This is a genomic window from Pseudomonas sp. GW821-FHT03E01 (genome assembly GCF_059420765.1).
Genome location: NZ_JBWKUI010000001.1, coordinates 373,402 through 388,072, shown reverse-complemented (window position 1 = coordinate 388,072; position 14,671 = coordinate 373,402). Strand labels below are relative to the sequence as shown.

The 14,671-nt window shown below is 60.6% G+C and carries 11 protein-coding genes and 1 tRNA gene; 8 read left to right on the top strand and 4 right to left on the bottom strand.

What is annotated here, in order from left to right; translation table 11 throughout:
- The first annotated feature begins 22 nt into the window (after positions 1 to 22).
- On the top strand, positions 23 to 931 hold the full coding sequence (locus AC07VO_RS01830; RefSeq protein ID WP_192350534.1) for a zeta toxin family protein: 909 nt from the start codon (positions 23 to 25) through the stop codon (positions 929 to 931).
- Between the two features lie 52 nt (positions 932 to 983).
- On the opposite strand, the gene AC07VO_RS01825 is transcribed toward AC07VO_RS01830, so the two are convergent.
- Positions 984 to 2,132 (bottom strand): MalY/PatB family protein, encoded by a 1,149-nt coding sequence (locus AC07VO_RS01825; RefSeq protein WP_192350533.1) that lies wholly within the window; start codon positions 2,130 to 2,132, stop codon positions 984 to 986.
- Positions 2,133 to 2,367: 235 nt separating this feature from the next.
- On the opposite strand from AC07VO_RS01825, the gene fdnG reads away from it, so the two are divergent.
- From fdnG to AC07VO_RS01790, 7 genes are all read left to right on the top strand, one after another.
- Positions 2,368 to 5,433 (top strand): formate dehydrogenase-N subunit alpha, encoded by a 3,066-nt coding sequence (gene fdnG / locus AC07VO_RS01820; protein ID WP_140393609.1) that lies wholly within the window; start codon positions 2,368 to 2,370, stop codon positions 5,431 to 5,433.
- Positions 5,434 to 6,378, top strand: coding sequence for a formate dehydrogenase subunit beta (fdxH, locus tag AC07VO_RS01815; protein WP_192350532.1), 945 nt, complete (start codon positions 5,434 to 5,436; stop codon positions 6,376 to 6,378). It abuts the gene before it with no gap.
- Entirely contained in the window at positions 6,375 to 7,028 is a 654-nt protein-coding gene (locus AC07VO_RS01810) for a formate dehydrogenase subunit gamma (RefSeq protein ID WP_310392306.1), read from the top strand. Before fdxH ends, AC07VO_RS01810 begins: the two co-directional genes overlap by 4 nt.
- A 4-nt stretch (positions 7,029 to 7,032) precedes the next feature.
- Positions 7,033 to 7,971, top strand: coding sequence for a formate dehydrogenase accessory protein FdhE (gene fdhE, locus AC07VO_RS01805; protein WP_192350530.1), 939 nt, complete (start codon positions 7,033 to 7,035; stop codon positions 7,969 to 7,971).
- Positions 7,972 to 8,031: 60 nt separating this feature from the next.
- A complete protein-coding gene (selA, locus tag AC07VO_RS01800) occupies positions 8,032 to 9,480 on the top strand; it encodes an L-seryl-tRNA(Sec) selenium transferase (protein ID WP_192350528.1) in 1,449 nt (482 codons plus the stop codon).
- Positions 9,477 to 11,396: a selenocysteine-specific translation elongation factor gene (gene selB / locus AC07VO_RS01795; RefSeq protein ID WP_192350526.1), complete on the top strand. Its 1,920-nt coding sequence runs from the start codon at positions 9,477 to 9,479 to the stop codon at positions 11,394 to 11,396. Before selA ends, selB begins: the two co-directional genes overlap by 4 nt.
- A 6-nt stretch (positions 11,397 to 11,402) precedes the next feature.
- Positions 11,403 to 11,498, top strand: a tRNA-Sec gene (locus AC07VO_RS01790).
- 18 nt (positions 11,499 to 11,516) lie between these two features.
- Here the strand turns inward: AC07VO_RS01790 and AC07VO_RS01785 are convergent.
- From AC07VO_RS01785 to AC07VO_RS01775, 3 genes are all read right to left on the bottom strand, one after another.
- Positions 11,517 to 12,869, bottom strand: a complete 1,353-nt coding sequence (locus AC07VO_RS01785; RefSeq protein WP_086944280.1) for an OprD family porin — start codon at positions 12,867 to 12,869, stop codon at positions 11,517 to 11,519.
- Between the two features lie 49 nt (positions 12,870 to 12,918).
- Complete coding sequence (locus AC07VO_RS01780) at positions 12,919 to 13,572, bottom strand: hydrolase (protein ID WP_018925962.1); 654 nt, start codon at positions 13,570 to 13,572, stop codon at positions 12,919 to 12,921.
- Between the two features lie 478 nt (positions 13,573 to 14,050).
- Entirely contained in the window at positions 14,051 to 14,482 is a 432-nt protein-coding gene (locus AC07VO_RS01775; RefSeq protein ID WP_086944282.1) for a nuclear transport factor 2 family protein, read from the bottom strand.
- Between the last annotated feature and the right edge of the window lie 189 nt (positions 14,483 to 14,671).

The window sequence follows — 14,671 nt, the reverse complement described above, 5'->3', positions numbered from 1 at the left end:
TCTTTGATAAGGAAATCAAGGTATGTCAGTAGCACCGAATTACGCTTACACGCCAGAACAAGTCACCGCAGCGTTCACTGAAATCACCACCACATTATTCAGTGGCATCACCGCCGAAACACTCCCCAAGATGCTGATTGTCGCGGGGGTACAGGGCTCGGGTAAAACCTATCTGCTGGAAAAAAGCCTTTTGCCCACCAACCGCTATGCCAATTATGTCCGGCTGTACTTGCCCGAATACCGAAAAAAACACCCTCAATACGCAGAAATGATCAAACTCGGTGTCCTGCACGCTTATGAACATACGGAGGCTTTTGTCCGGGATGTGAGCACGAAGATCTTCACCGAGGCTTTTAAAAACAAATACAACATCATCATGGAATGTGCATTCGACAGCATCGATTTCGCGGCTTTCCCACCGACGGCGACGGCTGCCGGCTACCAGTTCGAAACTCACATCGTCGCCTGCAATCAGGAGTTCGCTCATGTATCGAGCATCAAAAGAGCACTGAAAAGCCTGGAAGATCAGGAAATGGAAAGATTTCTCCCGGCATCAAAGCTGGAGGCCAGCATGAGATACGCACAAGCGATCATCCCGGCCTTCGAGACAGCCGCAAAGGCGATCAGCGGCTCGCAAATCATCTTGTACGAACGTGGGTTTGGTGGTTTGAAAGACCGTGTCTTGCGCGCTCAGAGCACCTACACCAAGGCCGCCAACGGAACGATCGATTCGACGACACTCAACACGCATTTTTCGCACGGCGTCTATTCCGGCATCATCGACAAGCATGTCTTCGCGATGACCGACCGGGACGAAATGGTCAAAGAGTGTCATGTGGCGTTGCATAAGTCCCGGACCCATGCCCGCTATGTCCCGAACTTCGTCTACAACGAGCTGTACGCCTACATCGTCAAATACGTGTACCGATAATCCGCGCTGTAGGAGCTCAGCTCCTACAGTTGATCCGTGGTTGCCGCACGAGTCAGCGGTTGCGCAAACTACGCTCCATCCGCGCAATCCCTTCTTCCAGCAACGCCCGTGGGCAGCCGAAGTTCAAGCGCACGAATTGCTGGGCGTGATCGCCGAAATCCAGCCCGGCGCTCAGCCCGACTCTGGCCTGTTCGAGGAAGAATTGCTGCGGGTTGTCCAGCCCCAGTGCCGTGCAATCGAGCCACGCCAGATAAGTGCCCTGGGGAACGTTCATGGTCACGCCCGGCAACCGCGTGCGAACGGCCTCCACCAGATAGTCCCGATTGCTTTGCAGGTAGGCCATGAGTTCGGTCAGCCATGGGCGGCCTTCGCTGTAGGCGACGCGGGTGGCTTCCAGGCCCAGCGGGTTGACGCTGTCGACCATGCCGCAGCGGGCATGGTTGACGCGATGGAGCAGCGCTGCGTCTTGAATGATCATGAACGCAGTCTTCAGGCCAGCGATGTTGTAGGCCTTGCTGGCCGACATCAAGGTGATGGTGCGCTTGGCGATCTGCGGGCTGAGCGAGGCGGTCGGAATATGCACGCGCCCATCGAAGCACAGCTCGGAATGGATCTCGTCGGAGATGATCCACGCATCCTGTTCCAGGCAGATGTCGGCAACCGCTTGCAGTTCTTCCCGAGGGAAGACCTTGCCCAGCGGGTTATGCGGGTTGCTCAGCAGCAACGCGCCACCGCCTTGCAGAGCCTGGCGCAAGGCATCGAGTGGCGTGGCGTACGTGCCATCGGCCAGCACGTTGAAGTCCAGTTCGACCTTGTTCAGCTGCCAGTGGCCCGGCGCATGGCGCAGTGGTGGGTAGTTGGGTGTCTGCACGACCACGTTCTGTTGCGGCTGAACCAGTGCATGCAGGGCCATGTTGAAGCCTGATTCGATACCCGGCAGGAACACCAGTTCCTGGGGCTGCACACGCCAGGCGTACTTGTCCCACAGGTCGGCGACGATGGCGTCACGCAAGTCATTCTGGGCCACGCTGTAACCGAGCATCGGGTGTTCCAGGCGTTTTTGCAGGGCCTGAATGATCGCCGGCGGTGCGGCGAAGTCCATGTCGGCGACCCACATCGGCAACACGTCGGCCGGGTAGCGGCTCCACTTGGTACTGCCGGTGCCATGGCGGTCGAACACCTGATCAAAATCGAAAGTCATGCTCAGTCTCATAAAAGGCAGAGGGGGTAATCCGGCGGCCATGATAAGCGCCAACCTTCACTGCTGGCGAGTTGTGCAACAGGGCATGACCGGCAAGCCGCCGACGGTCGGTTTTCAGACCGCGCAGCACAACATTGTCTAAAGTTCTAATTGGCGGTAGTTCCGTTGCCGTCACCGTGATCGTCCAGAAAAACCCGGCCAACGCACCGGGCTTCCACCTGATCAGGAGTGCACGATGGACCTCAACCGTCGTCAGTTCTTCAAGGTCGCTGGTCTCGGCCTTGCAGGATCCACCCTTGGCGCGCTGGGCATGGCCCCGACGCCAGCCTTCGCCGAACAAGTGCGTCATTTCAAGCTCGCCCATACCCATGAAACCCGCAACACCTGCCCGTACTGCTCGGTCGGCTGCGGCTTGATCATGTACAGCCAGGGCGACAATGCGAAGAATGTCGCCCAGAGCATCATTCACATCGAAGGCGATGCCGACCACCCGGTCAATCGCGGCACCCTCTGCCCAAAAGGCGCAGGCCTGCTCGACTTCATTCACAGCCCCAGCCGTCTGCAATACCCGCAAGTGCGCAAGCCCGGCACCAAGGAGTGGACGCGGATCTCCTGGGATGAAGCGCTGGACCGTATCGCCGACCTGATGAAGGCCGACCGTGACGCCAACTTCATCGAGAAGAACGCCCAGGGGCAAACGGTGAACCGCTGGCTGACCACCGGTTTCCTCGCGGCCTCGGCCTCGTCCAACGAAGCGGGTTACATCACCCACAAGGTCATTCGCAGTCTGGGCATGCTGGGGTTCGATAACCAGGCACGTGTCTGACATGGCCCGACGGTGGCAAGTCTTGCCCCGACGTATGGCCGTGGTGCCATGACCAACCACTGGACCGATATCGCCAACGCGAATCTGGTTCTGGTGATGGGCGGCAACGCAGCAGAAGCACACCCTTGCGGTTTCAAATGGGTGACCGAAGCCAAAGCCCACAACAAGGCGCGGCTGATTGTGGTCGACCCGCGCTTCACCCGTACGGCCTCGGTAGCGGACTATTACGCACCGATCCGCACCGGCACCGACATCGCCTTCATGGGCGGGCTGATCAATTACCTGTTGACCGAAGACAAGATTCAGCACGAATACGTGCGGGCCTATACGGACGTGTCGTTCATCGTCAAGGCCGGCTACGGTTTCGAGGACGGCTTGTTCAGCGGTTACGACGCGAGCAAGCGCAGCTACACCGACAAGTCCGGCTGGGGGTATGAGATCGGCGAGGACGGCTTTGCCAAAGTCGATCCGACCTTGCAGGACCCACACTGCGTCTATCAATTGATGAAGCAGCATTACAGCCGCTACACCCTGGAGCTGGCCAGTCAGGTCTGTGGCATGCCCACCGACGCGATGAAGAAAATCTGGGAAGAGATTGCCACGTGTGCGCAACCGGGCAAGACCATGACGATTCTCTATGCCCTGGGCTGGACCCAGCACTCGATCGGCTCGCAGATGATCCGCAGCGCGGCGATGGTGCAACTGCTGCTGGGCAACATCGGCATGCCCGGCGGGGGCGTCAACGCTTTGCGGGGGCACTCCAACATCCAGGGCCTGACCGACCTCGGCTTGCTGTCCAACCTGCTGCCCGGCTACCTGACTCTGCCATCCGAAAGCGAACAGGACTACAACGCCTACATCGCCAAGCGCGCCCTCAAACCGCTGCGTCCCGGGCAGATGTCCTACTGGCAGAACTACGGCAAGTTCCACGTCAGCCTGATGAAAGCCTGGTACGGCGCCAATGCCACCGCCGAGAATCACTGGGGCTATGACTGGCTGCCGAAACTGGATATTCCCGGCTACGACATCCTGAAAATGTTCGACATGATGGGCAAGGGCCAGGTCAACGGCTACATGTGTCAGGGCTTCAACCCGATCGCCGCCTTGCCGGACAAGAACCGGGTGATGAAGGCACTGGCCAAACTCAAGTGGCTGGTGGTGATGGACCCGCTGGCCACCGAAACCTCGGAGTTCTGGCGCAACGTCGGACCTTACAACGATGTGCAGACGGCCGACATCCAGACCGAAGTCATCCGTCTGCCCACCACCTGTTTCGCCGAAGAAAACGGCTCGCTGGTCAACAGCGGCCGCTGGCTGCAATGGCACTGGAAGGGGGCCGACGGCCCGGGACAGGCGCGCACTGACGTGAAAATCATGGCCGAGCTGTTCATGCGCCTGCGCCAGCGCTATCAGGCCAATGGTGGCGCCTGGGCCGAGCCGATCCTCAAGCTCGACTGGCCCTACAAAGTACCGGATGACCCGACGCCGGAAGAACTGGCCCGGGAATTCAACGGCTACGCCATCGCCGATGTCACCGACGCTTCGGGCGCGGTGGTCAAGGCCGGTCAGCAGCTGTCCGGTTTCGCCCAGCTCAAGGACGATGGCAGCACGGCGTCCGGGTGCTGGATCTTCTGCGGCAGCTGGACCGAGCAGGGCAACAACATGGCCCGTCGTGACAACAGTGATCCTTACGGCATGAAGCAGAACCTCGGCTGGGCCTGGGCCTGGCCGGCGAACCGACGGATTCTCTACAACCGCGCCTCGTGCGACCCTCAGGGCAAACCGTGGGATGCGAAAAAGCGCCTGGTGTGGTGGAACGGCAAGGTCTGGACCGGCACCGACGTGCCCGACTACAAGGTCGATGTGCCGCCGGAAGCCGGGATGAACCCGTTCATCATGAACCCCGAAGGCGTGGCGCGGTTCTTCGCCCTCGACAAGATGAACGAAGGGCCATTCCCCGAACACTATGAACCGTTCGAGACGCCCATCGGCATCAACCCGATGCACCCCAACAACAAACAGGCGACCAGCAACCCGGCCGGGCGGATCTTCGATTCGGTCTGGGACACCCTGGGCCAGGCCAAGGACTTCCCTTATGCGGCGACCAGCTACCGGCTGACCGAACACTTCCACTTCTGGACCAAGCATTGCCCGATCAACGCCGTGACCCAGCCCGAGCAGTTCGTCGAGATCGGCGAGGCGCTGGCCAAGGAGAAGGGGATTGCCGCTGGCGACCGGGTTAGGGTCAGTTCCAAGCGCGGACATATCGAAGCGGTGGCGGTGGTGACCAAGCGGATTCGTCCGCTGCAGGTCAACAATCAGGTGGTGCACCAGATCGGTATCCCGTTGCACTGGGGTTTCACCGGCGCCACCCGCCACGGTTACCTGACCAACACCCTGGTGCCGTTCCTCGGCGATGGCAACACTCAGACCCCGGAATCCAAGTCATTCCTGGTCAACGTGGAGAAAGTCTAAATGGCCAGCCAAGACATCATCGCCCGTTCGGCCACCACCACCGTGCCGCCCTCGGTGCGTACCCAAGGGGAAGTGGCCAAGCTGATCGACACCACCAAATGCATCGGCTGCAAGGCTTGCCAGGTCGCCTGCTCGGAATGGAACGAGCTACGCGACGATGTCGGTCACAACCTGGGCACCTACGACAACCCTCACGACCTCAGCGCAGACACGTGGACCCTGATGCGCTTCACCGAGCATGAAACCGACGCCGGCAACCTCGAATGGTTGATCCGCAAGGACGGCTGCATGCACTGCGCCGAGCCCGGCTGCCTGGCGGCATGCCCGAGCCCCGGCGCGATCATCAAACACGCCAACGGCATCGTCGACTTCGATCAGGACCACTGCATCGGCTGCGGCTATTGCATCACCGGTTGCCCGTTCAACATTCCGCGCATCTCGCAAAAGGACCACAAGGCCTATAAATGCACGCTGTGTTCGGACCGGGTGGCGGTGGGGCTGGAACCGGCCTGCGTGAAAACCTGCCCGACCGGCGCCATCGTGTTCGGCACCAAGGAAGACATGAAGGAACACGCCGCCGAACGCATCGTCGACCTCAAGAGCCGCGGCTTCGACAACGCCGGTTTGTATGACCCCGCGGGCGTCGGCGGCACTCACGTGATGTATGTGCTGCACCATGCCGACACGCCCAGGTTGTATGCCGGTTTGCCGGATCACCCGGCGATCAGTCCGCTGGTGGACCTGTGGAAAGGCCTGAGCAAACCCCTGGCGTTGCTGGCCATGGGCGCGGCGGTGCTGGCCGGGTTCTTCCATTACGTGCGCGTCGGGCCACAACTGGTCGAGGAGGACGAACATCCGACCACCGTCGACCCTGCCGTGCATGAGTTCGATCCGTCGGTGCACACCTTCGATCCAAGCAAACCCGGCGGGGAGGACAGGCCATGAACGACAAACCAATCGTGCGATACACCGTCAACCAGCGCACCAATCACTGGCTGGTGGCAATTCTGTTTCTCATGGCGGCGCTGTCGGGGCTGGCCTTGTTCCATCCGGGGCTGTTCTGGCTCAGCAACCTGTTTGGCGGCGGTTCGTGGACGCGCATTCTGCATCCGTACCTGGGCGTGACGATGTTTGTGCTGTTCCTCGGCCTGGTGTGCAGTTTCTGGCGGGCGAACTACTTCATCACCAACGACCGGCTGTGGCTCAGGCGTGTCGGGCATGTGATCCGTAACGAGGAGGAGGGCGTGCCGCCCATCGGTAAATACAATCCGGGGCAGAAGCTGCTGTTCTGGGTATTGTTGATCTGCATGCTGGTGCTGCTATTCAGCGGATTGGTGATCTGGCGTGCCTGGTTCAGTGCGTACTTCGGCATCACCAGCATCCGCTGGGCGATGCTGCTGCATGCACTGGCAGGGTTCATCCTGGTGTTGAGCATCATCGTCCACGTCTATGCTGGTATCTGGATTCGTGGTTCGGTCCACGCCATGGTGCGTGGCCGGGTCAGCCGCGCCTGGGCGAGAAAACACCATGAGCTCTGGTACCGGGAAGTGACCGGCGACGAAACGCCAGAGCCACCGATCAGCAAAAAAGGATGATCCCTTGGCCACAATCCTCGAGCCCGGGCAAATAGAAGCGGCGGCGAGTTCACCGCCGTTTTTGTACCTGCCGCCGAACAACCTGTTCACCCTGCGCGCGTTGCGCCTGGAACGTTTGGCTGACGGCCATCCCATGGCGGACTATCTGCGTTTGATCGCGGGGTTGTGTCATGTCCAGCAGCAGCTGATGGATGATCCGCTCGTGGCGACCATGCCCGACCCCGAACGCCTGCGGTTGTGCGTAGAACATGGCTTACCGCCGTTCGCCGCCGACAGTCTGGTGCGCGAAAACGTTTGGCTGCCATACCTCGAGGCCTTGTTGCAGCGCTATCAGCCATTGCCACACTCGGCGGTAGAAAACGCCGTGGCGACGTTGCGCAGTGCGAACCCTGGGCTGCTCAAGGCGTGGGCGATTGCCCTGGTCAGCGGCCAGTACTCAATGCTGCCGGCAGCGCTGGTGCCGTTTCTCGGTGCCGCGCTGCAAGCGGCCTGGAGTTATTGGCTGCTGAACACGCCCAACCTTGAACTCCATCTACAGCACCAGCATGGCGACAGCCTCAGCCAATGCCCGGCCTGCGGTTCGCCGGCGATGGCCGGGGTGATTCGTCATCGCGGCAAATACAACGGCTTGCGTTATCTGGTGTGCTCGCTGTGTGCCTGCGAATGGCATGTGGTGCGGGTCAAATGTGTGTATTGCGAACAGAGCAAGGGGCTTGAATACGTCAGCTTCGAGGATGATCGCCACGCCGCCAATCAGGCACCGCTGCGGGCGGAGGTCTGTCCCGGCTGCAACAGCTACCTGAAACTGATCTACCTGGAAAACGACGCCGAAGCCGAAGCCCTGTCGGCGGACCTGTCCAGCCTGATGCTGGACATGCGTCTGGAGCAGGAAGGCTATCAGCGGCCAGCGCCCAATCTGCTGCTGGCGCCCGGAGGCGACTGAGCTTATCGATCCCAGCGGCTACACTCAGACGCGACGGTCACTCGCTTCCGGGAGCCTCTGATGCCCGCAACCCTCGCCGGCAAAACCTTGCGGCTGCCTTCCATCGACAGCCTGCTACGCCATCCCGCCTGCCAACCGTTGGCCGAGCGTTACGGACACGACGCACTGCTGGCCGGCCTGCGGCAATTGCTCGATGACTTGCGCGAGCCGGTGCACAACGGTGAACTCGCCGCCATTGAAATCGCCCCCGACGTATTAGCGGGGAGGGCAGGTGAGCGTCTGGCAATTCAGCATCGCAGCCAGATCCGCCGGGTGTTCAACCTCACAGGCACGGTGCTGCACACCAACCTCGGTCGCGCGTTGTTGCCGGAAGAAGCCATTGAAGCGGTGCAACGGGCTGCGCGCTATCCGCTCAATCTGGAATTCGACCTGCACAGCGGCAAGCGCGGCGACCGGGATGATTTGATCGAAGGCTTGATCTGCGAACTGACCGGCGCCGAAGCGGTGACGGTGGTCAACAACAATGCCGCCGCCGTGTTGCTGACGCTCAACAGCCTGGGTGCACGCAAGGAAGGGATCATCTCCCGAGGTGAGCTGATCGAAATCGGCGGCGCGTTTCGCATTCCCGACATCATGGCCCGCGCCGGGGTGCGGTTGCATGAGGTGGGCACCACCAACCGCACCCATGCGCGCGATTACGAGGCCGCCATCGGCCCGCGCAGTGGTCTGCTGATGCGCGTACACGCGAGCAATTACAGCATCGAAGGCTTCACCGCGAGAGTGCCGACGGCGGAATTGGCGCAGCTGGCTCACAGCCACGGACTGCCCTTGCTCGAAGACCTCGGCAGCGGCAGCCTGCTGGACCTGACACGCTGGGGGTTGCCCGCCGAACCGACGGTGCGCCAGGCACTGCTCGATGGCGCGGACATCGTCACCTTCAGCGGCGACAAACTGCTCGGCGGGCCTCAAGCCGGATTGATCGTCGGCCGCAAAGACCTGATCTCCAGGATCAAAAAGAACCCGCTCAAGCGTGCCTTGCGAGTCGACAAACTGACCCTGGCCGCCCTAGAAGCCGTATTGGCGCTGTACCGCGATCCCGATCGATTGGCCGAACGACTGCCAAGTCTGCGTCTATTGACCCGGCCCCAAGCCGACATCCTCGCCCAGGCCGAACGCTTGCAACCGTCATTGGCGCAGGTGTTGGGCGATGGCTGGAGCGTCAGCGCGGTGCCGGCACTGGGCATGATCGGCAGTGGCAGCCAACCCGTGGCCCGGTTGCCCAGCGCGGCGTTATGCCTGCGGCCAAAGGTTTCGAAACGCCTGCGTGGGCGTCGATTGCTAGGGCTGGAGGCAGCATTACGGCAACTGCCCATTCCAGTGCTCGGTCGCATTGACGATGACGCCTTGTGGCTCGACCTGCGTCAACTCGACGACGAAGCCGCGTGGCTGGCGCAGCTCAATCAGCTGGCGCAATTCGATCAACTGCAGGAGGAGGGCCGGGACGGGTGATTGTCGGCACGGCGGGGCATATCGATCACGGCAAGACTTCCTTACTCCAGGCTCTGACCGGGCAGGCCGGTGATCGTCGCCGCGAAGAACGCGAACGCGGTATGACCATCGACCTGGGCTATGTCTATGCGGCGCTGGAACCGGGCGCCGCCCTGACCGGTTTTATCGACGTGCCCGGCCATGAGCGCTTCACCCACAACATGCTGGCTGGTGCTCAGGGGATTGATCTGGCGTTGCTGGTGGTGGCGGCCGATGACGGCGTCATGCCGCAAACCCGTGAGCATTTGGCGATTGTCGAGTTGCTGGGCATCCCTCGGGCACTGATTGCAATCAGCAAGTGCGACCGGGTTGACCCGGCTCGGGTGCAGGCTGTTCGTGAGCAGATCGAAGCATTACTGGCGCCCGGCCCGTATTACGGTGCGCCGCAAATCCCGCTGTCGAGTATCACTGGCGAGGGCATCGAGACACTGCGTCTGGCCTTGCTGGAGGCACAGCGTGAAGTGCTTCAACGTAGCACCGGCGGCGGTTTTCGTCTGGCGATTGATCGGGCCTTCAGCGTGGCCGGCGCCGGCATCGTGGTGACCGGTACGGCGTTGTCCGGTCAGGTGACAGTGGGCGATACGCTGATGTTGAGCCCGCAGGGCAAACCGGTGCGAGTACGTGGCCTGCATGCGCAAAACCAGGCCGCTGACCGCGCAACGGCTGGGCAGCGGGTCGCGCTGAACCTGAGTGCCGAGCGTCTGGCCCTGGAGCAGATCCACCGTGGCCATTGGCTGGTGGCCGAATGGCTGCATGCGCCCACTCAGCGCCTGGATATCGAGATGACGGTGTTAGCCAGCGAAGCGCGAAGCTTCGAACACTTTCAACCGGTGCATGTGCATCTCGGCACTCGGGACATCACGGGGCGAGTGGCCTTGCTGGAGGGCGCGAGCCTGGCCCCGGGGGAGCAGATGTTCGCGCAACTGCTGGTCAATGCACCGGTGTTGGCAGTGAAGGGCGACCGCTTGATCCTGCGTGACCAAAGTGCTCAGCGCACCCTCGGCGGTGGCCAAGTGCTGGACCCGTTCGCCCCGGCCCGACATCGTCGCAGCCCTGAGCGATTGGCGCAGCTACAGGCGCTGTCCACCACCAATAGCCTGGAAACGGCACTGCCAGCGCTGCTGGCCAACAGCGACACCGGGCTCGATCCGCAGCGCCTGGAGCGTCAGTTCAACCGTTCGCGCGAGACTTGGGAATTGCCCGATGACGTGCGTCTCATCGATACGCGGCAGGGGCCATTGTTGTTCAGCGGGGTGCGTTGGGAAGCGCTGAAAGCGCCGCTGCTGGAACACCTCGCACGCTTTCATCAACTCGAACCGGACCAGATGGGACCGGACCGGGATCGCCTGCGTCGCTTCGCCGGCAGCGTGCTGGAACGGTCGACCTTTATCAGCCTGCTCGACGAATTACTGGCCAGTGGTGCAATGACGGCAAGCGGCCCATGGCTGCATTTACCCGATCACCAGGTGCGCTTGAGCGAGGACGACGAAACCCTGTGGCAACAATTGCAGCCGTTGTTCGAACAGGCGGGTTTCGATCCGCCGTGGGTGCGTGATCTGGCCAAAGCCACTGGCCATGACGAGGCTGCCGTGCGCCTGCTGCTGCGCAAGATGGCCCGGTTGGGACTGCTGCATCAAATCGTCCTTGACCTGTTTTACACCGAAACACTGGTGCGCCGATTGGCGGCTATGCTGGTGCAACTGGCCAGCGATAACCCGGTGATTCAGGTCGCCGCATTTCGCGATGCCGTGGGCCTGGGGCGCAAGCGCAGTATTCAGATTCTTGAATACTTCGACCGGCTCGGCCTGACCCGCCGCTTTGGCGATCGACGCCATATCCGGCTCGACAATGCACTGGCCCAACAAACCGCAGTCTGACTTCAAGGAAGGCAATCGCGCCCGGTGGCGCGGCCGGGCTTCAAACCCGGTTGGGGACGGCATCCGTTCCCGGGCAGGTTCGACTCCGGCTGCCTTCCGCCATTTCCATGGTGATCTCGATCACAGGTGCCCGAAGGTCAGCGGGTACTGGATGACAACGTAAACCCTGTCGATGTCATCACCCGCCTGAGCGGTGTTGGCCCGATGAGACACATGGGACAGTTGCAGTGACAACCCCTTGGCGGAGCCTGACTGCACGACGTAGCGCAGGTCGATGTCGCGCTCCCAATGCCGCCCGCCATCGCCCTGTTGAGGCACGTACTCGCCGATGGTCGGGTCGAACGGGTTGTAGGCCCCACCCTTGGGCGCACGGGTGCCGTCGATGTCGCTGCCCCGGACATAACGCGTCATGAAACTCAGGCCGGGGATGCCATAAGCACCGAGGTCGAGGTCGTAGCGTGCCTGCCAGGAGCGTTCATGGGCGCCGTTGAAGTCGGCGTACTTGATCGAGTTGGCCAGGTAAATCGAGTCGCCACCGACGAAGTCGAACGGTGTGTCGCCATTGATGCGTTGCCAGGCCAGGGTGAAGGCATGGGCATCCAGGGTGTATTTGCCCGAGAGGCTATAAGCGGTGTTGTCGATGGCACCGGCCAGTGCCTTGCCGGTGTCCTGCGTGCGATACAGGTTGGCGTCGAGGAACACGGCGGACTGTTTCAGGTGCAGGTTGGCGTAATACTGGCGCCAGGTGTCGCTCAGCTCGGAGGCGTACAACGCGCCGCCGACAGGACTGTTCGTGAACAGGTCGGTGCCCAGAAACGTGATGCCACCAGCTTCGGTGTTGGCGCCGTAGCCGTAAAAGTTGCCCTTGCTTGTTGTGTTGTCCTGATTCTTGAACGCCGTGAAATGACCAGCCACCAGTTTCATGTTGTCGATTTCGTTGCTGTTCAACAGAAAGCCCGTGGCGTATTCCGGTTGCAGGCGTTTGTCGGAGGTGTCGAACACCGGGGTTTCCACGGTCATTTCACCGAAGGCCAGGGTGGTTCGGGAGGCCCTGATTTTCAGCGCGCCACCGGCACTGGAATAGTTGTCTTCGCTGCGACCGTCACTGTCCAGCGGCAGTAACCCGGTTCCCGAATGCCCTTTGCCGCCGTCGAGCTTCAGCCCCATAAACGCGTGGCTGTCGACGCCGAAACCTAGCGTGCCGGGGGTGAATCCGGATTCAAATGAGCCGATAAAGCCTTGAGCCCACTCTTGTTTGTAGTTCTTGCCCGAAGGCTGGGGTGAGCGGTAGTCGCTGTTGAGGAAGAAATTTCGACTGAGCACCTCAAGCTTCCCGCCCTCGAGAAATCCTTGCGCGGAATCCGGTGCCTCATCCGCCAGAGCTGTTCCGGCAAAAAACACGCAGAGCCAGAAGGACGCCCTGGGTACGTCCTTCCGCCCGGAAATGCGCGGGAGGGTTTGTAAAGAAAACATGATTGATCTCCCGCCTGAAATAGCGACTCCGAAGAGTCGCTATTTATTCTCAATGGCCTTCAGAGGCATGGAACATGGTCTTGGCGTAGATCAGGCCCAGACCATAAGCACCACCGTTGGCGATGGAGGTTTTCACCGTCTCGTCGTAAGTCTCGGTGCGTGCCCAGTCGCGCTGCAGTTCAAGCAGGTATTGCAGCGAAGTCATTGGGCGGGCACCGAGCTGGATCATGCGTTGCACGGCCATTTCATGGGCTTCGATGGAGACATCGCCACAGGCATCGGAGATGAAGTACACCTCGAAGCCTTGGTCGAGGGCCGACAGTGCCGGGCCAACGATGCACACGGAGGTCCACAGGCCGGCCAGGACGATTTTTTGTTTGCCGATGGCGTTGACTTCAACGGCAATGCGCTCGTCTTCCCAGGTGTTCATGCTGGTACGGTCGATCACTTTGTGTTCCGGGAACACCGATTTGATTTCGTCGAAGATCGGGCCGGAGAAGCTTTTCTCGGCGACGGTGGTGAGGATGGTCGACACCTTGAAGCCCCGGGCTGCCTTGGCTACCAGTGCGGCGTTATTGCGCAGGGTGACGGCATCGATCGACTTGGTCGCAAAGGACATTTGCGACTGGTGATCGATCATGATCAGGGTGTGGTCGGTCGGGTTCAGCAGGGTTTTGCCAGGTGCTGCTTTTGCGATGGCCATGATGATGTCCTTGCAAGTGGATTGTGGGTTGGTTCACAAGGCCTATGGTTGCGTAGATTTCGATGCGGATATTGAGTCGATGTGCTGTTTTTGATTCAAGGCGCATCGGCACGAAGGTGGGGCGGCGGAGCATACAAAGGAACGCCTCAATGGACGCTCCGCGTTCGGCCCCGAAACCTCAAAGGCATTTCTGATTGCGACCTGACCCGCGTCACCCGGGCGGTGCATCTACTGACGCGCGAAGGCTGTGCCGTGCTGGATGTGATTCAGGCTCGGGCGTTGCAGCGGGAGGAGGGAGGGGTTCAAGGCCGCTGTTTAGCGGTGTAGCAAGGGACGCGATCGCGAGCAGGCTCGCTCCCACGAGTGATCGCTGGCGTGCACAAATAATGTGCTCACAGAAAATCCAGTGTGGGAGCGGGCTAGCTCGCGAAGAGGCCGGCACATCCAGCATTGCAACTGCCTGACACCCCTCGCCAGGTCAGAGCCGGAACGCTTGTCGTCCTACCAGTAACCATTTGCCTTGCTGTTTTTGCCAGATCTGAAAGTTCTCGATTTCCGTGGGAACAATCTCGGTACCCTTGATGGCCTGCGCCGAAAAATGATGGCGGACCAACGCCACATCACCCGATACGGTAATTTTCTGGTTCTGCATCTCCAGCGTCTTGAAAGCGCTTTTTCCGCTTTCAATGTCGGCGATGAACTCTTTCTTGTCCTGGACTTTCCCGCTGGAATGCCCGTAGGTCAGGTTTTCAGCGGTGAGCGCATTCAGTTGTGGGACGTTTTTGGTCAGCATCGCTTGAGTCAGATGGTCTACCGCAGTGGCAACATCCTTCTCGCTCGATGCGGGGGAGGCCGCCACGTAGCCACTGAACAGGCATAGAAAACCGATAATCAGTTTCACTTTTTTCATGGGTAATTCCTTGTTGTTATAGGTGCGAGGACGACAGATGGATTACGTCAACTCATCTGTCATCGTACAACATATCAGGTTTTTACCAATTGACGCAGATATGGCTTGCCGACCTGGAAACATTCCCGGCGCAGGGCTGACCTATCCATATGCATCAGCAATGCTGGCCAAAAGCCTTCTATAATGCGC

Coding starts and splice junctions, on each gene's coding strand:
- AC07VO_RS01830 (WP_192350534.1), top strand. CDS start 23: ATGTCAGTAGCACCGAATTACGCTTACACGCCAGAACAAGTCACCGCA.
- AC07VO_RS01825 (WP_192350533.1), bottom strand. CDS start 2,132: ATGACTTTCGATTTTGATCAGGTGTTCGACCGCCATGGCACCGGCAGT.
- fdxH (WP_192350532.1), top strand. CDS start 5,434: ATGGCCAGCCAAGACATCATCGCCCGTTCGGCCACCACCACCGTGCCG.
- AC07VO_RS01810 (WP_310392306.1), top strand. CDS start 6,375: ATGAACGACAAACCAATCGTGCGATACACCGTCAACCAGCGCACCAAT.
- selA (WP_192350528.1), top strand. CDS start 8,032: ATGCCCGCAACCCTCGCCGGCAAAACCTTGCGGCTGCCTTCCATCGAC.
- AC07VO_RS01785 (WP_086944280.1), bottom strand. CDS start 12,869: ATGTTTTCTTTACAAACCCTCCCGCGCATTTCCGGGCGGAAGGACGTA.
- AC07VO_RS01780 (WP_018925962.1), bottom strand. CDS start 13,572: ATGGCCATCGCAAAAGCAGCACCTGGCAAAACCCTGCTGAACCCGACC.
- AC07VO_RS01775 (WP_086944282.1), bottom strand. CDS start 14,482: ATGAAAAAAGTGAAACTGATTATCGGTTTTCTATGCCTGTTCAGTGGC.